Below are 18,641 nucleotides of genomic sequence, written 5' to 3'. Positions count from 1 at the left end.
AGCTCCCGGGCCCCTCGGGGCCCGGGAGCTCGTTTAGAGTTCGGCTGAGGCCTCTTGCCAAAGGCGTTGTGCCTCCCAGCACATGGGCTAACACGTCGTGCGCCAAGCGCCGCTGCTACTGTCACGGTGAACGCCATCGCCCCCGTCCACGTGCGCACCCCCTTGGTGGAGAACCAGGTGGCCGACCAGGCCCGCACCCTGGGCATCCCGGAAAAGGAAGTGGTGGAAAAGGTCTTCCTGGCCCAGGCGGCGGTCAAGCGCCTCATTGAACCCGAGGAGGTGGCGGCCTTGGCCCTCTATTTAGCCTCGGAGAAAGCGGGGGCCATCACGGGCGCGGTCTTCCCCATTGACCTGGGTTGGACCGCCCGCTAAGGGGCCCTCTTTAGGGCTTCTTCCGCCAGCTTCCGCCCCGTGGGGGTGTCGGCCAGGCCCCCAAGGCCCGTTTCCTTTAGCTCCAAGGGGAGGAGGCGGCCGATCCCCGCCATGGCCAGGACCACCTCGTCCGGGGGGATCACGCTTCTTATCCCCGCCAGGGCCATGGAGGCGGCGCTCACCGCGTGCACGGCGTAGAAGCCATTTCGCATCACGCAGGGCACCTCCACGAACCCCCCCACGGGGTCGCAGACCAGGCCCAAGGTGTTCTGGAGGGCAAGGGCGGCGGCGTGGGCTGAAGCCTCCGGGCTTCCGCCAAGAAGCTCCGTCACGGCCGCGGCGGCCATAGCGGCGGAGGCACCGATCTCCGCCTGGCATCCCCCGCTGGCCCCGGCGATGTGGATGACCCGACTGATCATCTTGGCCACCCCACCCGCCAGAACCAGGGGCATGAGGAGCTCCTCCTCGGGGATGCCCAGGTGGTCCGCCACCCCCAAAAGGGCCCCGGGGAGGGTGCCGGCGCTTCCCGCCGTGGGGGCAGCCACGATGCGCCCCATGCGGGCGTTTTCCTCGTTCACCGCCATGGCGTAGGCCTGGACCCGCTTCAATAGGGGGTCCTTTAGGGGGTCTTCCGCCTCCCAAAGCGTCTTGGCGTTCTTGCCCACCATCCCCGCCACGCTGGGGGCGTCGGAGGCGAGGCCCCGGCGGATGGAGTCCCGCATGATGGAAAGGCGCTCCGCCAGCTTAGCCAAAATAGCCTCCGGGGCTAGGCCGGTTTCCTCCACTTCCTCCTTAAGCACGTGCTCCGAAGCCCGGCCGGAAAGCTCCGCCAGGCGGTTTAGCGTGAGGGCCATGCCTCCAGTATAGTCTTGGGAAAGGTGCGGCTCCTCATCGCCGACGACCACCCCCTCTTCCGCCTGGGCCTGAGGGCGGGCCTCGAGGCCCAAGGCCTGGTGGTGGTGGCCGAGGCCCAAGACGGCATCGAGGCCTTGGAAAAGACCCTGACCCTAAACCCCGAAGCGGTCTTATTGGACCTCAAGCTTCCCGGCCTGGACGGGCTGGAAGTGGCGCGTCGGCTTAGAGAGCGGGGCTATCGGGGCCTTCTCGCCCTCCTCACCACCTATCAGGAGCCCGCCTTGGTGAAGGAAGCCTGGCTGGCGGGGGCCGACGCCTACTTTTCCAAGGAACTTTCCGCCCCCGAACTAAAACACCGCCTCCTCAAGGTGGCGCGGGGCGAGGAAAAGCTAACCCCCCCAGAGCTTCCCCCCCTCACGCCCCGGGAACGGGAGGTGCTCCACCTCCTGGCCCAAGGACTATCCGTGAAAGAGATAGCCCGCCTCCTCCGCCTCTCCCCCGACACGGTTAAGGACCACCTGGAAAGCCTTTATGGCAAACTCCTGGCCAAAAACCGGGTGGAGGCGCTAGAGCGGGCAAGGTCCCTCGGCTTTCTCAAGTGAAAGGGGGCGGCTTGGCCGCCCCCTGGCCGCAAAGTCCCTTACTCCTGCGCCTCGCTCTGGGCCGCCTCCTTGGCGGCCTTGGCCCGTTCCTGGTCCTGGCCGATGCGCTTGCGGTCGGCCCGGAGCTTGCGCCGGATCTCCCTTTCGGAAAGCTCGCGGATGAAGTAGAGCTTGGCCCGCCGGGCCCGGCCCCGCTGTACGATCTCCACCTTCTCAATCAAGGGGGAGTTCATGGGGAAGATGCGCTCCACCCCTACCCCGTAGCTCACCTTGCGCACGGTGAAGCTGGAGTTGTAGCCGTTCCGCTTAACCTTGATGACGATGCCCTCAAAGTTCTGGATTCGGGTGCGGTTACCTTCCTTCACCCGGTAGGCCACCCGCACGGTGTCGCCCGGACGAAACTCGGGCAGGTCGGTGCGGGCGTAGCGGGACTCCACCACCTTAAGCAGCGCTCCACGGTTCATGCTTGGCCTCCCGTCCCAGAGGAACCCTTCAAGGGTTCGTGGGCAACAGCCTCTAGTCTATTCCTCCCGGTCCAGTTCCGCAAGCCAGGCGGCCTCCAACGCCCCAAGCCTCGCCTGGCGCAAAAGCTCAGGCCTAAGGAGTAGGGTGCGCCTTAAGGCCTCCCGCCGGCGCCACCTCTCCACCTCCTGGTGATGGCCGGTGAGGAGCACCTCCGGCACCCTAAGCCCCTGGAACTCCGGGGGACGGGTGTACTGGGGATAGTCCAAAAGACCCCGCACAAAGGAGTCCTCCCGGTGGCTTTTGGGGTCGCCGATGACCCCGGGAACCAGGCGGGCCGTGGCCTCCAGCACCGCCAAGGCCGCCACCTCCCCCCCCATGAGGACGTAGTCCCCGATGGAAAGCATGCGGGTGACGAAGGCCTCCACCCGGGCGTCAAACCCCTCGTAGCGGCCCGAAAGGAGGACCACGTGGGACTTAATCGCCAGCTCCTCCGCCACCTTTTGCGTGAATGGCTCCCCCACCGGGCTCAGGAGGATGATTTCGTCGGCAGGTAAGACCGACTCAATGGCGGCCACGGCCACGTCAGGCCGGATCACCATCCCCGCCCCGCCCCCGTAGGGGGTGTCGTCCACGCTCCGGTGCCGCCCCAGGCCAAAGGCCCTGAGGTCCACCACCTCCACCGATAGGAGCCCCCGCTCTATCGCCTTGCCGATAAGGGACTCCCGGAGCCATGGCCGCAACAAATCGGGGAAAAGGGAGATGAGGGTATAGCGCATAACCCTCTAGGCCTTGGAAGCTGACACATCCTGGCGGGTAAGGATCCCCTCTAAAGCCAGGCGCAACGACCGCTCTAGCTCCACGCTAAGATCGCGATGGGGCGTATAGGCCGCCCACCGCAAAGCGGCCAGAAAGTACAGGTCGGCCAGGGTCCGCCCCATCCGCTCCAAAGAAAGATCCCGCCGCACAATTCCCTTCTCTTGCAAGGGACGCAACACCTCGGCGATCAGATCTCCTAAAGGTAGCGCCTCAAAAGCAGCCCGCGCCCGTACGGGGTCCGGATTAAGCAGCTCGTAAAGAAGCGGCAACAAAAGCCCTTTCTCTTCTTTGGTATACTGCGCCAGTTCGCTGAACAAGCGGTAAAGAACCTCTAAAGGGTCCATACCCTGGGCAAGGTAACGGCGCACCTCTGCTTTTGCGTATTCCAAAAGTTGGGCACCATACTCTAGCAGTACCGCCTCCTTGTACGGGAAGTAGTTGAAAAAGGTGCCCCGGGAAACGTGGGCCGCTTTAGCGATATCCGTGGCGGTGGTTTCCTGGAAGCCCCGCTCGCGGAAAAGCTTCATGGCCGCCTGGAAGATCCGGTCCCGGCGGCGCCTTTTCTGGTACTCCCGGACGGACATGGGTTTAGTGTACCTTAGTCCAAACTCAAAGCACAACCGCTTTCTGGGCCCAGTCTTCTAGGGCCCGGAGAAGGGCCAGGCCCCCATGGGAGGTGTAGACCCTATCCACTTTCCAGAACCCCTCCTCTCTCACCCGGTAGCCCATCTGCACCAGATCCTGGGCCACCTCTTCCCCCGCCGCCACCTCCTCGGGAAGCCTTCCCGCCTCCGCCAAAAAGAGGTGGGCGTTATAGCCCACGAACACCGCCTCCAGGCCCTCCCACACCTCCTCCAAAAAGGCCAGCCAGGCCGGGTCCTGGGCCAGGCGCTTGGGCCTTTTGGCCCCCGGGATGAGGAGGGCCGTGGGCTTGGGAGCGGCCGGGAAGGCGTAGGTGGGGGTCCAGACGGAGCCGGCAAGCCCTGGCGTGCCCTTCCTGCCCTTGGCCGCGGTGTAGGCGGGAAGCCCCAAGCGGCGGGCCGCCTCGAGGCCAAGGGCGGCCTCCAGCTCGGAAAACTCGGGAAGGAGCAGAACCGCCAGCACCCTAGGCTATTATGGCAGAAGGCGGGAAAGGAGCTTTGCCGCCTCGCCCCGGCTCACCCCCCCTCCCCCGGAAGGGGGGACTCTCCCAACGCTTGCAGGATCTGGTTAAGGAGGGGGCGCCGCAAGGGCTTATGCAGTTCCTCCCGGTAGAGCTCTCGGGCCTTCAAGACCACCCTTAGCCGCTCCTCGGGGCCCTTGGCCCGGTAATAGTGCTCCAGGTTAGCCAGGAAGTCCCCGAGCAAAATGGGCTCCGAAAGCCCCAAGGCGCCCTTGAGGTAGTAGGGCCCAGCGAACAGCCCCCGCCTCAGTAGGCTCACCGCTTCCCGGTAGCCGGGCCTGTCCGTCTCGGCCCGGCCTTTCTCCCGAGAGGAAAGCCGCCCACCCCGCTCCAGGAGGCGCTTGCGCAGGGCCTCGAGGGCGTTGGGGCTTGCGGCCAACTCCTGGAAAGTGCCCATGGGCACCCGCTCCAGCCCCGCCTGGGGTGCAAGGCGCAACAGGGCCGCCGCCACCCCCGCCGCCTCCCCCAAGGCCATCTGCAGGGGCACCACCCGGGCGGAAAAGGCGGCCACGCTGTCAAACCCCGCCGCCTGGGAAACCACCAGCAGGTTGGCCACCTCCCGGGGCACCAGGGTGCGGAAGGGGACCCCATAGGGCGCCGGGGTCCCGAGGAGGTAAGGGGTTTCCCCGGGGAAGTAGGCCTGGCCGTCCAAGGGATAGCCGCCCAGGGCCACGGCGTCGGGAAAGTCCTTGCCCAGGAGAACCTCTTCGGCCCGCAGGCGGTAAAGGGCCTTGAGGTGGCGGCTTTCCCGGATGTAAAGGAGAGGGGCCACCTGGGCCAGGCGGGCGGTGCCGAAGAGCAAGGGGTCCTTCTCCCGTAGGAAGGCCACCACCCGCTCCGCCTCTAGGGCCGCTTCTTGCCGCCTCCGTTCCAGCTCCAAGGGGTCTAAGCCCTCGAGGCCGAAAAGGAGGAGGGCGTTGACCAAGAGGCTCCCGTCGTCCTGGCGGGAGAGGTTGAGGCCCCTCAGGGCGTAGCGGGTGGGGTCCGAGGGGGTATACCCCCGCACCAGCTCGCCGAAGCCCCAACCGCTCCGGCCCCAGGCCCCCGCCCCCGTGCGCCGCACCTGCCCCTCGTAGTTGAGAGCCAAGAAAACCGCCCCCCAAGGCACCCCCTCCAGGCGAAAAACCAAGGTGGCGGCCATAAGGCGGCGGTCCAGCCCCGTGTCCTCCCGCCCCAGGGTGAAGGAAGCCCCCGCGCGAAAGGCCAGCTCGGCGGTATCGCTGGCATCCAGAAAGTAGGGGGCCTGGTAGGTGGCCTTTGGGGTCTTTAGGGCCAGGAGGCGGGGTGCCTCCACCTCCACGCCGTCTAAAGGCTCCTCCAAGCGCACCTCCACCCCCGACTGGCGCAACATGTCCCAAAAGACCTCTTCCGCCCGCTCCACATCAAAGGAGGGCTCCCCCCCCACCCGGCGGTAAAACTCCCGGAAAAGCCCCCCCTGGAGCAACCCTTCCCCGTCCTTGGCCACGTCCAAGGTGGCCAGCCACCCTTGGGTGAGGACACCCCCCACCCCCCGGCCCGGCTCCACCAGGGCCACCTTAAGCCCCTCCTGGGCCGCGGCCACCGCCGCCGCCACCCCTTGCGGGGTGGCCCCGTACACCACCAGGTCGTACTGGGCCCAAGCGAGGCCCAAGAGCACCAAAAGGGCAATCCACCTTGGCATGGTCCGCAAAGAAGCCCGGGAAGCCATGGGCAAAAACTACGGAAGCGCGCGCTTGGCCTCCTGGTACTCCGCCACCAGGCGGGCCACCACCTCCTTGGCCGAGGGGATGTCGCGGATGAAGGCCACCCCGTGCCCGGCGGAATAGACCTCCTTCCAAGCCTTCCCCCCACCCTGGCGGAAGCGCTCCAAGGACTCCTTGAGGAAGTTGGCGGGCACCCCCGTCACCTCCGGGGTGTACTCTATGTCCTCTGGAGCGGCGCGCAGGAGGGCCTCCTTGTACTCCAAGGGCGCCTCCGACTCCAAGGTGGCGATGAAGCGGGTGCCGATGTAGGCCCCATCCCCCAGGGCCAAGGCGGCCAGAACCTGCCTTCCCGTGGCGATGCCACCGGCGATGAGCACGGGCACCCCAAGCTCCTCCCTGAGCCAAGGCCCCAGGACAAAGGGGCTCACCCCTCCGGCGTGCCCCCCCGCCCCCGCCGCCACGGCCACCAGGGCGTCAGCCCCCGCCTCCACCGCCTTCCGGCCGTGCCGCAGGCCCACCACGTCGCACCAGACCACGCCCCCATAGGCCTTGACCTTCTCCACCACCCGGGTGGGGTCCCCCAAAGAGGTAACCACCAAGGGGACCTTGCGCTCGGCCACGGCTTCCAGGTCTTCCTCGAGGCGAGGATTATTCTTAAGAATTAAGTTCACGCCGAAGGGGACCCCTTGCGGGAAAGTTTCCAAAAACTCCCGGAAAGCGGCGTGGGTGCGGAAGTTGAGGCTGGGGATGACCCCAATGGCCCCCGCCTCGGCCACGGCCAAAAGGAGCCTGGCCCCGGAAACCAAAAACATGGGCGCGGCCACGATGGGATAGCGGATGCCCAGCATCCTCGTGATGGCGGTCTCCATGGGGGAGATTTTACCCGGTTCAAGGATAATGGGCGGGTGGAACCGGAGCGCTCCTTGCGGCTATCCATCTGGGAAGGAACCCTGGCCGTCTTGTTCCTCTACTGGACCACGGGGGTCCTGGTCACGGGCTACGCCCTGGCCCTGGGAGCACCCCCCTTGGCCTTGGCCCTCCTGGGATCGCTGCCCTTTTTGGCCCAGCTCACGGCCCCTTTAGCCCTATTTATGCGGGGAAGCCGCAGGGCGTTGACGGTGCGCCTCAACCTGGCTTCCCGCCTCCTCTTCTTGCCCGCCCTCCTGGCCCCCTTCCTGCCCGAGGGGCTTAGGATCCCGGCCCTCCTCCTCTTCGCCGGGGCCTCCCAGCTTTTGGCCGCCCCCGTGGGGGTGCTCTGGCTTTCCTGGATGGCGGACCTGGTGCCGCAAGAAAGGCGGGGCCGCTACTTTGGCCTAAGGAACGCCCTTTTGGGCCTGGTGGGCACCTTGGGGAACCTCCTTGGGGGCCTGGTGGCCGACACCCTTCCCCCTCCCACGGGGTACCAGGCGGTGCTCCTCCTCGGGGTGGGGGCGGGGCTTTTGTCGGTCCTGGTCCTGCGGCTGCAACACGAGCCCCCGCCGGCCCCCGCGCCCCCACCCCAAGCCGCCTTGCGGGCCGCCTTGGGCGACCGGGCCTACCGGAGCTACCTGGGCTTGGTCTTCCTTTGGTACGGGGCGGTGATGGTGGGCGGGCCCTTCGTGGTACCCTGCTTCGTCAAGGTGGGTGGGTTTTCCATGACCGAGGTGGGGCTATGGACCCTGATCTCCGCCACCTCGGGGCTCCTCTTTGGGCCCCTTTGGGGCCGCCTGGCGGACAGGGCGGGGCACGGGGTGGTGGTCTTCCGGGCGGGGATGGTGGGGGCCGCCATGCCCCTCCTTTGGCTTTTGGGCACGGCAGCCTTTCCCTGGCCCATCTGGCTTTCCGCCGTGGCCGACGCCTTGGCCTGGAGCGGCCTCGGCACCGCCTTGGTGAACGCCGCCTTGGCCCGGGCTCCTGAGGAGGCACGAAACGGCTACCTGGCCCTTTTCTGGTTGGCCATGGGACTTGGAGGGCTCGCGGGGAGCCTCCTGGGTGGAGGCCTCGCCAGCCTGGGCATGAGCTCCTACCACCTGCCCATCCTCGCCTCCATGGGCTTACGGCTTCTCGTGGCCTTGCGGTTCCGGGGACTCTAAGCCCTTCCTTCGCATCTCGCCCCACTCCCCCCGCTTGCGCCACACCTGGAAGGTGGCGAGAAAGCGCTCCAGGGCGAGGAGCTGGCGGTAGCCCAGGGCCTCGAGGACCCCTAAGAGAAGCAGCCACAGCCGGTCCCTTAGCCGGGGATACCGCTTGAGGAGTAGGGTTTCCATCCCCACGGCAAGGTGGGAAAGGAGCACCCCATACCCCACGGCCAAGAGCAGGAAAAGCACCGCCACCTCGGCATTCAGGAGGCCGAGGGGCCAAAACAGGGGGAGAAGGGCATAGCCCAGCACCTCCACCACCGGACCCAGGGCCTCAAAAAGAAAAAAGTAAGGCATGGCCACGAAGCCGAGCCGCCCGTACCGAGGGTTGAAAAGCATGGCTCGGTGTGTCCAGAGCACCTCCCAAAGCCCCCGGTGCCAGCGGTTCCGTTGCCGGCGCAAGGTGGCCAGGTCCGCGGGCACCTCGGTGTAGCAGATGGGGTCTGGGGTGTAGAGGATGCGGTAGTCCCGGCCCTCTTCCCGGGCCCGGCGGTGGAGGCGCACCACCAGCTCCATGTCCTCCCCCACGGTGTCCGTGCGGTAGCCGCCCGCACGCAGCACCTCCTCCCGGCGGAAAACCCCAAAGGCCCCCGAGATGATGAGGAGGGCGTTCATGGCGCTCCAGCCAGCACGCCCCATGAAGAAGGCCCGGGCGTACTCAATCACCTGCATCCTCTCCAGGAAGCCCCGCGGCAGGTGCATCTCCCGCACCACCCCGCCCTGCACCACCGCCCCGTTCAAGGGACGGATGGTCCCCCCCACCGCCAAGACCCGCTCGTCCTCCAGGAAGAGCCGACTCGCCCGGAGGAGGGCTTGGGCGTCCAGGAGGCTATCGGCGTCCACGGCGCAGAAGAGGGGGTAGCGGGCCAGGTTAAGCCCGGCGTTTAAGGCATCCGCCTTGCCCCCGTTTTCCTTGTCCACCACCAGGAGGTTGGGGTGCGAAAGCGAGCGGTAGATGGCCCGCACCGGCTTGCTGGGGAGAACTCGGCGGTAAACCCAGTCCACCTCCACCAGGCGGAAGGTTTCCTTCAGAACCTCGAGGGTCCTGTCCTTGGGGCCGTCCGCCACCACGATCACCTCAAACTCCGGGTAGTGGAGGGCGAGGAAGGAGCGCACCGAGGCGGCGATGGTTTTCTCCTCGTTGTAGGTGGGCACCAAGATGGAAACGGGAAGGTACGCTTCCCGCTCCAGGAGGTCCTTTAGGGCGAGCTCAGAAAGCTCCCGGGCGTAGCGGGCCACCATGGAAAGGCCTGTTAGGGCGAAATAGGCGTAAAGGAGGTTCAAAAGGGCGAAATAGTAGAGCACAAAGACTTGGTAGGCGAAAAGGAACCACAGGATGGCCTCCATCACACCCCCGCCACCTGCCGGGCCATGGCCCGGCCGTAAGGGTCCGGGTGGGCCTCGGCCGCCCGCTTCAATAGGCTAGGGTCCAAGGCCTTTAGGGCCTCCGCCGCACCCCGGCGCACGTAAAAAGAGGGGTCGGAAAGGGCCTTCCACAGGGCCCTCCGGGCCAGCCCTCCCCCGAGGAGGGGAAGGAGGCGGACCGCCTGAAGGCGCAAGAACTCCTCCTCCGCCCCTAAGGCGGCGAGCACCGCCTCCTCATGGCCCAAGGGGGGATACTCCAGGCGCCAAAGGGCCCGCATGGCCGCCGCCTTCACCTCCGGGTCGGGGTGGTGGAGCAAGGCCAGGGCCTTCGCGGCCAAGCCATGGAGCTTCAGCCGGCCCAAGGCCTCCAAGGCCGCCCACACCTCCTCGCTTCCCCCCTCTTGCAAAAAACGCCGCACCACCGGCTCTGCCCGCTCTTCCAGGAGGAGAAGGACCTCCAGCAGAGCCCCCCGGGGCAGCGCCGCCCGCAACAAGGCCTGTGCCAACGCCTCCAGGTCTTCCCCCCTGGCTAGCCGGGCCGCAGCCCGGGCGGCCGCCAAGCGGAGCACGGGGTCTTGGTGGGTCAGGTAGGGGAAGACCAGGGGAAAGGCCTCCGGCAACCGGGCCTGGGCCAAGGCATCCAGGGCCTCGAGGCGGCGGGCCCGGGAGGCGAGGGGGCTCCTCAGGGCCCTTTCCCAGCGGGACAAGCCCTGGCGCAGCCAGGGGAGAAGGGCCTCGGCGAGCTCCCCCTTCAGGCTCTCCCGCAAGGCCAGGAGGGCAACGAGGGCGGCCTGGGGCCAAGGGAGGGGCGGAGGGGGCTCCCCCGCCAGGAGGGCCTGGGTAAAACGCTCTAGATACGCCTCCTTCTGTTGCGCTTCCCTTCCTTCCCGCCAGGCGGTGTAGGCGTGGTAGAGGAGGACATAGGCCCCCAAGAGAACCAAGGCCAGCCCCGTGAGGGCGAGGCCCAGGAGGAGGGCACCCATCGTTTCCCCGTACCCCAGGAGGCCGAAGAGGCGACCCGTGAAGGCCAGGACCAAATACCCCAGGGCCAGGGCCTCGAGGAGGACCACCAGGAAGACCACCAGGGCGTAAAGCCCCTCACCGGGCCGCCACATACCGCCCCAAGCGGAGAATAAGCTCCTTCGGGCTAAAGGGCTTGGTGAGGTAGTCTTGGGCCCCTGCCCGCAGGGCCTCGAGGACGTGGTGCTCCTGCTTCAGCCCCGAGAGGACCAGAACCGGGGTCGCCTTCCCCAAGGTCTGGCGCAGGTGGCGCAGGAGGTCCAGGCCAAACCCCCCAGGCAGGTTGAGGTCCAGGAGGATGGCGTCCCAGTCCTCCCCCAAGGCCGCCAGCGCCGAGGCATAGTCCCGGACCAGATGGGGCAGGAACCCTTCCCGCTTCAGGGCAAGCTCCAGGACCTTGGCCACGGCGGGGTCGTCCTCCACCACCAGAACCCGGGCCACAGAGGCCATTCTATTCGCCGGATAAGCGTTCCAAAAGGCCCCGCACCTCGGGATCGGGATTACGGCGAAGCTCCTCCTCCAGAAGGCGCCGGGCCTCCTCCTTCTTTCCCGCCTCCAAGAGGGCCTTGGCCAGGGTGAACCGGGCCAAGGGGTAGTTGGGCTTTAGGGAAAGCACCTGGCGGGCGAGGAGCTCCGCCTCCTTGGCCCGCCCCAAGGCCAGCACCACCTCGGCGAGGCCCCAGCGGGCGTCCAGGTTGCCCGGATCCGCCGCCAATACCCTGCGGTAGCTCTCCTCCGCCTCGGCGTAGCGGCCCATGTGGTAAAGGAGGCGGCCGTAGCGCACCCGGATGTCGGGGCTATCCAGAAGGGCCAAAGCCCGCTCGTAAAGGGGCTTGGCCTCGGCGTGGCGGCCTTGGAGGTAGAGGGCGAAGGCGAGCTCCCCCAAGGCCTCCGCGTCGTCGGGGAAGGCCTCCACCGCCCGCCTCAAGAAGGCCTCCGCCCCCACGGGGTCCTGGGGCAAGCGCCTTTTGCCTTGGTAAAAGCTATACCGCTCCCGGAAAGGCACGGGGTCCGAGGGGTAGCCCAAAAGCCCCACCTCGTCCAGGGCAAAGGCCCGCACCTGGCTCACCCGGTCCGCCTGGGGAAGGTAGCGGAATAGCCCCCCTTCCGCCCGGGCCGAGAGGACCACCCTTTCCCCGCTTCGCACCTCCACCCAAAACCCCCTGGCCCCCTCGGGGCCCAGGAAGCGGAAGACCACCTCGCCCCCTTCCCCCGGCACCGGCCGCACCAGGGGCGCGGGAAGGAGCTTCCTCCGCACCCCCGTGCCCAAAAGGGCACCCTCCCCAGCGGGCAGGCTCTCCTGCCCCAGGGCAAGCCGGCCCCGATAGAGGGAGACCCGGGCCCGCTCCTCGCGGGATAAGCGCAGGTGAGTGCCCGTGGGCCTAAGCTCCCCCTCAGGGGTGGCGAAGGCGAGGCTTGCGTTTCCCTCCCGCACCGCCTCCACCGCGCCCTTTTCCAAGGCCACGCGGAGCCTTTCCCCCCGCCCCAAAGGCTCCGCCAGCGTCGGGCCTCCCCTTGGGCATCGGGGCTGAAGGCGAGCTCAAGCCCCTTAAGGCGCACCACCTCTCCCGCTGGCACTTCTCCAAAGGCCCGGGAGCCCAAGGGTGCGGGGTAGATGGGAAGCCGGGCCAGGGCGATCACCGCCACCAGGAGCAATAAAAGCCGCCCCACCGGGGCCCGCTGCCCGGGCTTGGGCCGGGGAAGGAGGAGGAGAAAGGTGCTTCCCCGCCCCAGGCGGCTTTTTAGGCGCACTTCCCCCCCGTGGGCCTCGAGGACCCGCTTCACCAGGGCAAGCCCAAGCCCCGTCCCCTCCACCTCCCCCCTGGTGGAGGCCCGGAAAAAGGGCTCAAAAACCTTGTCCTGCTCTTCCACGGGGATGCCGGGCCCGGTGTCGGCCACGGCAATGCCGAAATGGTCCCGGCCCTTGAGAAGCCGCACGCCCACCCTCCCCCCTTCCGGGGTGTACTTGACGGCGTTATTGAGGACGTTGAGAAGGGCCTGGTACAGCCAGTCCCTATCCCCATAGACCCAAGCCTCCCCCTTGGGCAGGGCCAGGCGCAAGGCCAGGCGCTTCCTGCGGGCCAGGGGCCGCACCTCCTCCGCCGCCTGGAGGAGCAGGGCCTTTAGGTCCACCCGCTCCGCCTTAAGCCGCACCCCCTGGCCCAGGCTCAGGTACTCCTGGGCCCTTTGCAGGAGGTCCTGGATGCGCCGGGCAGAGCGCTCGGCGATCTCCAAAAGCTCCTTGGCCTCCTCAGGAAGCTCCTCGGTTTCCCGGGCGAGCTCCAAAGCGCCCAGGACGCTCATCAAGGGGTTCTTGATCTCGTGAAGGAGGAGGCGAAGAAGCCGCCCGCTTTCCCCTTGGGCCCGGAGTAGGGCCAGTTCCCGCTCGCGAAGGGCAAGTACCTCACGGAAGGCCTTAAGGAGAAGGCGCAGGGCCTCCTGGAGCTCCCGGGAAGGAGGCCTCCCCTCCCAGTAAAGGGCGAGCTCCCCCTCCTCCCAAAGCTTTTCCCCCCTTAAAGGCGGCTCGGGCAGCACCTCCCCACGGAAGACCACCCGCACCGGGTAGCGGCGGAGGAGTTCCCCCAAAAAGCCCAGGTCGGCGGGGGGGCGCTCCTGGAGCATGGCCTTGAGCTTACCCCTAAGGCTTGAAAGGGGTGTGAAAGCCTTAGGGCCTAGGGGCCATGACCACCAGGAGGAGGGCGGGGCTCGCCGACTCGTTCCGCACCCCGTGGGGCTTACCCGCCTCGGCCAAGGCCGCCATCCCCGGCGCCAAAAGGGCCTCCTCCTCCCCCACCCGCACCACCACCTCCCCCTCCAAGACGTAGTAGACCTTGTCCGTCCCCTCGTGGGCGTGCACCTTCTGGGCCTGGCCGGGGAGGAGGGCGTACAGGTCGTAGAACATGTAGGGGGAGTCAAACACCGGGATCTTGGCCATTTTCTCCTGGCTGAAGCGGGCCAGGCGCTTAAGGTCGCGGATCTCCATAGATGCAGTTTAGCGAGAAAACGGAGGGGAGAAGTCCCCCCTCCGTCCCCCAAGCGCAACGCTTAGAAGCGGTCAAAGAGGATCTCCCGCTTCACCTCCTCAATGAGCTGGGTGACGGGGATCTCCCGCGGACAAGCCTCGGTGCAGTTGTAGGCCGTGCGGCACCGCCAAACCCCGCTTCCCGAGCCCAAGGCCTTAAAGCGCTCCCGCTTCCCCCGGTCGCGGGAGTCAAAGATGAAGCGGTGGGCCTGGACGATGGCCGCCGGGCCCAAGTAGGTGCCGTTCACCCAGAAGACGGGGCAGCTGGTGGTGCAGCTGGCGCAGAGGATGCACTTGGTGCCCTGGTCAAAGCGCTCCCGTTCCTCGGGGGATTGGAGGCGCTCCCTTTGGGGCGGGGGCTCCTCGTTGATGAGGAAGGGCTTCACCGCCCGGTAAGCGGCGAAGAAAGGCTCCATGTCCACGATGAGGTCCTTCTCCACCGGCAGCCCCCGGATGGGTTCCACGGTGATGACGCTGCCCAGGTCCTTCACCAGGGTCTTGCAGGCCAGGCGGTTCCGGCCGTTGATGAGCATGGCGTCGGAGCCGCAGATGCCGTGGCCGCAGCTGCGGCGGAAGGCCAGGGTGCCGTCCTGGTCCCACTTGACCTTGTGGAGGAGGTCCAAGACCCTATCCCAAGGCTCGGCCTCCACCTGGTAGGTCTGCCAGCGGGGCCTTTGGTCCTTAGCAGGGTCAAAGCGGAGGATCTTCAGGGTGACCTGCATGGGCGCCTCCTAGTAGGTGCGGGCCTTGGGCTCAAAGCGGCCCAGAACCACGGGCTTGTAGCGGAAGGCCACCTTGCCGTCCGCCACCTTGTAGGCCAGGGTGTGCTTGAGCCAGTTGTGGTCGTCCCGCTCGGGGTAGTCCTCCCGGGCGTGGGCCCCGCGGGACTCCGTGCGGTTGAGGGCGGAGTGGACCAAGGCCTCGGAGACCTCCAGGAGGTACCCGAGCTCCAAGGCCTCCACCAGCTCGGTGTTGTAGGCGTCCCCCTTGTCGTCAATGGAGATCCGCTGATAGCGGTCCATGAGCTCCTTGAGGATCTCCACCTGCTTTTGCAAAAGCTCCCCGGTGCGGAAGACGGAGGCGTGGTCCATCATGGACTGCTGCAACTCGGCCCTAAGGACGGCCACCTTCTCCTTGCCCGTGGAGTTCTTGATGCGCTCAATGCGCTCCCGGCTTGGGCCCAGGTGCTCCTCGGTGAGCTCGTGGTAGTCGGCGTCCTTGGCGAAGCGGGCGGCGTGGATCCCGGCCCGGCGGCCGAAGACCACCAGGTCCCCCAAGGAGTTGGTACCCAGGCGGTTTGCCCCGTGCAGGCTCACGCAGGCCGCCTCCCCGGCGGCGTAGAGCCCGGGGACCACGGTGTTCTTCTCGTCCTGGATCACCTGGCCCCAGAGCGTGGTGGGGATCCCCCCCATGGCGTAGTGGGCCGTGGGCATCACCGGCACCGGCTCCTTCAAGGGGTCCACCCCCAGGTAGATGCGGCTGAACTCGGTGATGTCGGGAAGCTTTTTCTCAATGACCTCGGGGGGCAGGTGGGTGAGGTCCAGGAGGACGTGGTCCTTCTTGGGGCCCACCCCGCGCCCTTCCCGCACCTCCAGGTACATGGCCCGAGAGACCATGTCCCGGGGGGCCAGGTCCTTGATGGTGGGGGCGTAGCGCTCCATGAAGCGCTCGCCCAGGGCGTTGCGCAAAATGCCCCCCTCGCCCCGGGCCCCCTCGGTGAGGAGGATGCCCAAGGGGTAAAGCCCCGTGGGGTGGAACTGGTAGAACTCCATGTCCTCCAGGGGCAGGCCCTTGCGGTAGAGGATGGCCTGCAGGTCCCCCGTGAGGGTGTAGGCGTTGGAGGTCACCTTGTAGATGCGACCAAACCCCCCGGAGGCGATGACGATGGCCTTGGCCTGGAAGAGGTGAAGCTCCCCCGTGGCCAGCTCCAGGGCCACCAAACCCTTGGCCACCCCGTCCTCGAGGATCACGTCGGTGACATGGAACTCGTTATAGAAGGTGATGTTGTGCTTGACGCACTGCTGGTAGAGGGTCTGGAGGATCATGTGCCCGGTGCGGTCGGCGGCGTGGGCCGCCCGGTGCACCGGGGCCTTGCCCCAGTCCTTGGTGTGCCCGCCGAAGCGGCGCTGGGCGATCTTGCCGTTGGGGAGGCGGTCAAAGGGAAGGCCCATGTGCTCCAGCTCAATCACCGCCTCAATGACCTCCTTGGCGAAGACCTCGGCGGCGTCCTGGTCGGTGAGGTAGTCCCCCCCCTTGACCGTGTCAAACATGTGCCATTCCCAGTGGTCCTCCTCCACGTTGCCCAGCGCCGCACCTATCCCCCCTTGGGCCGCCCCGGTGTGGCTCCGGGTGGGATAGAGCTTGCTGACCACCGCCACGTCGGCGCCTTCCCTGGCCGCATAAAGGGCGGTGGCGAGGCCCGCCCCGCCCGCCCCCACCACGATGACCTCGTGTCTGTGCGCCATACTACTTCACCCCAAAGTCGTGGTTGAACAGGCTCAGGCTCCCCAGGAAGAAGAGGAAAGCGATGAGGCCGTAGAGCACCACCTTGGTCCAAAAGCGCTTGGCCGGGTGGCGGATCCAGTCGTCCAGCACGTAGCGAAGCCCGTTGCCCCCGTGCAGGAGGGCCAGGGCCAGGATGAGCCAGTCGTAGATTTTCCAGGTGGTCTGGGAAAGTCTCTTGGCCACGTAGTCGTAGTTGATGCTGTTGAGATCCGTCATCACGGCGTTCATCCACATGTGGCCGATGAGCAAGAAGACCAAGACCACCCCAGAGATGCGCATGAAGACCCACCAGTAAAGCTCCAGGTTGGTGCTGGCCTCGAGCCGGGCCTCTGGGTAGCGCTTGGACTTAATCGCCATGGCTCCCTCCCAGGATGCCGCCGCCGATCTTCACCAAGAAGGGCAGGTAGAAGAGGACAAAAAGCACCCACACGGCGTACCAAAGTTGCCTCTGGTAGCGCACCCCCCAGGCGGTGAAGTCCATGAGGATGATCCGAAGCCCGTTGAAGCCGTGGTAGAGCACCCCGGCGATGAGGAACAAAAGCCCCACCTGGAACACGGGCTGGTGGTAGAACTTCATGAGGGCGTTGGACACCTCCGGCCCCCACATGGCGCTGGCGATGTTGGCAACGTGGAGCATGAGGAAGACCAGGATGCCCAGGCCCGAGATCCGGTGCAGGTAAAACGCCCACTGCCCTTCTCTTCCCCTGTACATGGCACCTCCTTGCCGGGGTTATCATACACCCTCCTCCTCGCCCGTTGCGTCGGGAAGGGCACACTCCCCCCTCAATACCCCTATCCCGTATAAAAGGCTTGAGCTGAGGGCATCTCCCCCCAAGCCCCCTGGACCAAGAACCCCCGGCGGTATCCCCCGGGGGCCATCCGGGGTTTTTCCGCCAGGGAACGAGGTATTGACAGGGGGGGGAGGGGGGGGCATAATGGGGGGCGTGCCGCGGGGAATACCCCGGGGGGCACGGGAAGGAGGTGGTCATGGTGGAACTCTTCGGATTCGGTCCGCATCTCATGGTGGACGGGTACGACGCCAACCCCGCCAAGCTCCGGGACGCCGAGCTGGTGCGCCGCGTTCTGGACGAGCTCCCCGAGGAAATGGAGATGACCAAGGTGCTTCCCCCCTTCGTCTACAGCTACGGGCCCAACGGGGAAGAAGGGGTGACGGGGGTGGTGATCATCGCCGAAAGTCACATCGCCATCCACACCTTCCCCAAGAAGCGCTTCCTCTCCATTGACATCTTCTCCTGCAAGGCCTTTGACATGGCCAAGGCCCTGAAGAAGCTGGCCGAGGTCTTTGAGATCGGGCGCTACGAGACCTACATGATCCACCGGGGCAAGGAGTTCCCCAAGGACCCCGAGTTGGCCCGGAAGATCGTCCTGGGCGAGCGGGAGTACCTGGAAGCCCGCATGGGCTAGCGGGCCCACCTCCCTTCCCCGGGCGCGCCCGGGGTTTTCATTTTGCGCTCATCCTTTCTGCCTAGCCTTGATAAAGGAGGCTTAGGTATGGTGCGCAAACTGCTTCCCTTGGCGGTCATCCTCTTGGGTCTGGCCTTGGCCCAAGGTTTCCGGGGCCTTTCCCTGGGCACCCCTTACCCCGAGATGGGGGTGCAGCCCGGGGAGAGCGTGAACCTGACCCTCACCCTGAAAAACCACGGCCTGCCCCCGGGGGTGGTGCGGCTCTCCCTGGCGGAGGTGCCCCAGGGTTGGCAGGCGAGCCTCATCGGAGGCGGGCGGTTGGTGCGGGCCGTCTACCTAGCCCCCGATGGGGAGGCCACCTTGACCCTCCGCCTCCAGCCCCCCAAGGAGGTGAAGGCGGGCACCTACCGCTTCCTGGTCCGGGCCGAGGGGCTGGGCCAGACGGCGAGCCTTCCCATCGCCTTGGTGGTGGGCCAAGGGCTGCCGCAACGGCTTAGCCTCGAGGCCGAACTCCCCGTGCTCAAAGGCCCCCCCACCAGCTCCTTCCGCTACCGGGTGACCCTCAAAAACGAGTCCGATCGGGACCTTTTGGTCTCCCTGGAGTACGAGGCCCCCAAGGGCTTCCAGGTGACCTTCACCCCCGCCTTCGCCAGCCAGCAGGTCACGAGCCTCCCCATCAAGGCGGGGGAAAGCAAGGACCTGGACGTGGAGGTTTCCCTGCCCAAGGATACCAAGGCGGACACCTACGGCCTCACCCTGCGGGCGGTGGCGGGGGAGGCCAAGGCGGAGCTCGCCCTCACCCTGGAGGTCACGGGGCGGCCCGAGGTGCGCTTCACCACCAAGGAAGGAAGGCTTTCCGGCCAGGTGGTGGCGGGCCGGGAGAACCCGGTGAAGCTCCTGGTGAAAAACGAGGGGAGCGCCCCCGCCAAGAACCTCTCCTTCAGCGCCATGGAGCCCTCGGGCTGGGAGGTGAAGTTTGAGCCGGACAAGCTAGAAGCCCTGAACCCCGGCCAGGAACAGGAGGTGACCGCTCGCATCAAGCCCACCCCCAAGGCGGTCACCGGGGACTACATGGTGACGCTTTCCCTCTCGGGGGACGAGGGGGTTTCCGCAAGTCTGGACTACCGGGCCACCGTGGTCCGCTCCAGCCTCTGGGGCCTGGTGGGGGTGGGGATCATGGCGGTGGCCCTCCTGGTCCTGGGCTTCGCCGTGAACCGCTTCGGCCGGAGGTAG

The 18,641-nt window shown here is 66.8% G+C and carries 21 protein-coding genes and 1 pseudogene; 5 read left to right on the top strand and 17 right to left on the bottom strand.

The genetic code is table 11. From position 1 onward, the window contains the following. Positions 1-120: 120 nt before the first annotated feature. A pseudogene (locus QT17_RS02750) lies at positions 121-372 on the top strand (SDR family oxidoreductase); the annotation flags it as partial. Here the strand turns inward: QT17_RS02750 and sdaAA are convergent. Then, positions 369-1,226 carry an L-serine ammonia-lyase, iron-sulfur-dependent, subunit alpha gene (gene sdaAA, locus QT17_RS02745; protein ID WP_039455957.1) on the bottom strand — a complete coding sequence of 286 codons (858 nt, stop codon included), beginning with the start codon at positions 1,224-1,226 and terminating at the stop codon, positions 369-371. The pseudogene QT17_RS02750 and the gene sdaAA sit on opposite strands and share 4 nt — an antisense overlap. Positions 1,227-1,250: 24 nt before the next feature. On the opposite strand from sdaAA, the gene QT17_RS02740 reads away from it, so the two are divergent. Next, complete coding sequence (locus tag QT17_RS02740; protein ID WP_039456225.1) at positions 1,251-1,829, top strand: response regulator transcription factor; 579 nt, start codon at positions 1,251-1,253, stop codon at positions 1,827-1,829. Positions 1,830-1,867: 38 nt separating this feature from the next. Here QT17_RS02740 and rplS read toward each other — a convergent pair whose 3' ends face one another. From rplS to QT17_RS02710, 6 genes are read right to left on the bottom strand one after another with little or no spacing between them, the layout of a single operon-like run. Further along, entirely contained in the window at positions 1,868-2,293 is a 426-nt protein-coding gene (gene rplS, locus QT17_RS02735; protein WP_039455955.1) for a 50S ribosomal protein L19, read from the bottom strand. A gap of 57 nt (positions 2,294-2,350) precedes the next feature. After that, entirely contained in the window at positions 2,351-3,070 is a 720-nt protein-coding gene (trmD, locus tag QT17_RS02730) for a tRNA (guanosine(37)-N1)-methyltransferase TrmD (RefSeq protein ID WP_039455952.1), read from the bottom strand. 6 nt (positions 3,071-3,076) lie between these two features. After that, positions 3,077-3,694 carry a TetR/AcrR family transcriptional regulator gene (locus QT17_RS02725; protein ID WP_039455949.1) on the bottom strand — a complete coding sequence of 206 codons (618 nt, stop codon included), beginning with the start codon at positions 3,692-3,694 and terminating at the stop codon, positions 3,077-3,079. A 25-nt stretch (positions 3,695-3,719) separates the two neighbouring features. Continuing rightward, positions 3,720-4,214 carry a DJ-1/PfpI family protein gene (locus QT17_RS02720; RefSeq protein ID WP_039455946.1) on the bottom strand — a complete coding sequence of 165 codons (495 nt, stop codon included), beginning with the start codon at positions 4,212-4,214 and terminating at the stop codon, positions 3,720-3,722. Positions 4,215-4,267: 53 nt separating this feature from the next. Further along, positions 4,268-5,932, bottom strand: a complete 1,665-nt coding sequence (locus QT17_RS02715; protein ID WP_369792354.1) for an FAD-dependent oxidoreductase — start codon at positions 5,930-5,932, stop codon at positions 4,268-4,270. Between the two features lie 36 nt (positions 5,933-5,968). Next, positions 5,969-6,823, bottom strand: a complete 855-nt coding sequence (locus tag QT17_RS02710) for a nitronate monooxygenase family protein (protein ID WP_039455943.1) — start codon at positions 6,821-6,823, stop codon at positions 5,969-5,971. Between the two features lie 36 nt (positions 6,824-6,859). Here QT17_RS02710 and QT17_RS02705 point away from each other — a divergent pair, with 36 nt between their 5' ends. Further along, a complete protein-coding gene (locus tag QT17_RS02705) occupies positions 6,860-8,026 on the top strand; it encodes an MFS transporter (RefSeq protein WP_039455941.1) in 1,167 nt (388 codons plus the stop codon). Here the strand turns inward: QT17_RS02705 and QT17_RS02700 are convergent. The 10 genes from QT17_RS02700 to sdhC form a co-directional block, all read right to left on the bottom strand. After that, a complete protein-coding gene (locus tag QT17_RS02700; protein ID WP_039455939.1) occupies positions 7,988-9,418 on the bottom strand; it encodes a glycosyltransferase family 2 protein in 1,431 nt (476 codons plus the stop codon). The genes QT17_RS02705 and QT17_RS02700 overlap by 39 nt on opposite strands. Next, on the bottom strand, positions 9,418-10,551 hold the full coding sequence (locus tag QT17_RS02695) for a HEAT repeat domain-containing protein (protein WP_039455937.1): 1,134 nt from the start codon (positions 10,549-10,551) through the stop codon (positions 9,418-9,420). The genes QT17_RS02700 and QT17_RS02695 overlap by 1 nt, the downstream gene beginning before the upstream one ends. Beyond that, positions 10,535-10,897, bottom strand: coding sequence for a response regulator transcription factor (locus QT17_RS02690; protein ID WP_235283690.1), 363 nt, complete (start codon positions 10,895-10,897; stop codon positions 10,535-10,537). Before QT17_RS02690 ends, QT17_RS02695 begins: the two co-directional genes overlap by 17 nt. 10 nt (positions 10,898-10,907) lie before the next feature. Continuing rightward, positions 10,908-11,609: a tetratricopeptide repeat protein gene (locus QT17_RS14195; RefSeq protein ID WP_235283689.1), complete on the bottom strand. Its 702-nt coding sequence runs from the start codon at positions 11,607-11,609 to the stop codon at positions 10,908-10,910. Then, on the bottom strand, positions 11,522-13,078 hold the full coding sequence (locus QT17_RS02685; protein ID WP_235283688.1) for a HAMP domain-containing sensor histidine kinase: 1,557 nt from the start codon (positions 13,076-13,078) through the stop codon (positions 11,522-11,524). Before QT17_RS02685 ends, QT17_RS14195 begins: the two co-directional genes overlap by 88 nt. A 43-nt stretch (positions 13,079-13,121) precedes the next feature. After that, positions 13,122-13,439, bottom strand: a complete 318-nt coding sequence (locus QT17_RS02680) for a cupin domain-containing protein (RefSeq protein WP_039455933.1) — start codon at positions 13,437-13,439, stop codon at positions 13,122-13,124. A 62-nt stretch (positions 13,440-13,501) separates the two neighbouring features. Then, positions 13,502-14,200, bottom strand: coding sequence for a succinate dehydrogenase iron-sulfur subunit (locus QT17_RS02675; protein WP_039455932.1), 699 nt, complete (start codon positions 14,198-14,200; stop codon positions 13,502-13,504). Between the two features lie 9 nt (positions 14,201-14,209). Further along, positions 14,210-15,943, bottom strand: a complete 1,734-nt coding sequence (gene sdhA, locus QT17_RS02670) for a succinate dehydrogenase flavoprotein subunit (protein WP_039455930.1) — start codon at positions 15,941-15,943, stop codon at positions 14,210-14,212. A 1-nt stretch (position 15,944) separates the two neighbouring features. Further along, complete coding sequence (locus QT17_RS02665) at positions 15,945-16,340, bottom strand: succinate dehydrogenase hydrophobic membrane anchor subunit (RefSeq protein ID WP_039455928.1); 396 nt, start codon at positions 16,338-16,340, stop codon at positions 15,945-15,947. Further along, the gene (gene sdhC, locus QT17_RS02660) at positions 16,330-16,695 is read right to left on the bottom strand and encodes a succinate dehydrogenase, cytochrome b556 subunit (RefSeq protein ID WP_039455926.1); all 366 of its coding nucleotides are present in this window, start codon (positions 16,693-16,695) and stop codon (positions 16,330-16,332) included. Before sdhC ends, QT17_RS02665 begins: the two co-directional genes overlap by 11 nt. A 275-nt stretch (positions 16,696-16,970) precedes the next feature. Between sdhC and speD the strand changes: the two genes are divergently transcribed. Further along, positions 16,971-17,408: an adenosylmethionine decarboxylase gene (speD, locus tag QT17_RS02655; RefSeq protein ID WP_039455924.1), complete on the top strand. Its 438-nt coding sequence runs from the start codon at positions 16,971-16,973 to the stop codon at positions 17,406-17,408. Positions 17,409-17,495: 87 nt separating this feature from the next. Continuing rightward, positions 17,496-18,641: an NEW3 domain-containing protein gene (locus QT17_RS02650; RefSeq protein WP_039455923.1), complete on the top strand. Its 1,146-nt coding sequence runs from the start codon at positions 17,496-17,498 to the stop codon at positions 18,639-18,641.

It is taken from the genome of Thermus sp. 2.9, assembly GCF_000794385.1.
Taxonomy (GTDB): Bacteria; Deinococcota; Deinococci; order Deinococcales; family Thermaceae; genus Thermus; species Thermus thalpophilus.
The sequence above is the reverse complement of the archived record's forward strand: the minus strand, read 5'-3'. Positions and strand labels throughout refer to the sequence as shown.

What these genes read in the sequence shown, in the direction of transcription:
- sdhC (WP_039455926.1), bottom strand. Translation starts at nt 16,695, where the DNA reads ATGTACAGGGGAAGAGAAGGGCAGTGGGCGTTTTACCTGCACCGGATC.
- QT17_RS02675 (WP_039455932.1), bottom strand. Translation starts at nt 14,200, where the DNA reads ATGCAGGTCACCCTGAAGATCCTCCGCTTTGACCCTGCTAAGGACCAA.
- QT17_RS02650 (WP_039455923.1), top strand. Translation starts at nt 17,496, where the DNA reads ATGGTGCGCAAACTGCTTCCCTTGGCGGTCATCCTCTTGGGTCTGGCC.
- QT17_RS02685 (WP_235283688.1), bottom strand. Translation starts at nt 13,078, where the DNA reads ATGCTCCAGGAGCGCCCCCCCGCCGACCTGGGCTTTTTGGGGGAACTC.
- QT17_RS02700 (WP_039455939.1), bottom strand. Translation starts at nt 9,418, where the DNA reads ATGGAGGCCATCCTGTGGTTCCTTTTCGCCTACCAAGTCTTTGTGCTC.
- QT17_RS02715 (WP_369792354.1), bottom strand. Translation starts at nt 5,932, where the DNA reads ATGCCAAGGTGGATTGCCCTTTTGGTGCTCTTGGGCCTCGCTTGGGCC.
- rplS (WP_039455955.1), bottom strand. Translation starts at nt 2,293, where the DNA reads ATGAACCGTGGAGCGCTGCTTAAGGTGGTGGAGTCCCGCTACGCCCGC.
- sdaAA (WP_039455957.1), bottom strand. Translation starts at nt 1,226, where the DNA reads ATGGCCCTCACGCTAAACCGCCTGGCGGAGCTTTCCGGCCGGGCTTCG.
- QT17_RS02695 (WP_039455937.1), bottom strand. Translation starts at nt 10,551, where the DNA reads ATGTGGCGGCCCGGTGAGGGGCTTTACGCCCTGGTGGTCTTCCTGGTG.
- speD (WP_039455924.1), top strand. Translation starts at nt 16,971, where the DNA reads ATGGTGGAACTCTTCGGATTCGGTCCGCATCTCATGGTGGACGGGTAC.
- QT17_RS02665 (WP_039455928.1), bottom strand. Translation starts at nt 16,340, where the DNA reads ATGGCGATTAAGTCCAAGCGCTACCCAGAGGCCCGGCTCGAGGCCAGC.
- QT17_RS02725 (WP_039455949.1), bottom strand. Translation starts at nt 3,694, where the DNA reads ATGTCCGTCCGGGAGTACCAGAAAAGGCGCCGCCGGGACCGGATCTTC.
- sdhA (WP_039455930.1), bottom strand. Translation starts at nt 15,943, where the DNA reads ATGGCGCACAGACACGAGGTCATCGTGGTGGGGGCGGGCGGGGCGGGC.
- QT17_RS02680 (WP_039455933.1), bottom strand. Translation starts at nt 13,439, where the DNA reads ATGGAGATCCGCGACCTTAAGCGCCTGGCCCGCTTCAGCCAGGAGAAA.
- QT17_RS02710 (WP_039455943.1), bottom strand. Translation starts at nt 6,823, where the DNA reads ATGGAGACCGCCATCACGAGGATGCTGGGCATCCGCTATCCCATCGTG.
- trmD (WP_039455952.1), bottom strand. Translation starts at nt 3,070, where the DNA reads ATGCGCTATACCCTCATCTCCCTTTTCCCCGATTTGTTGCGGCCATGG.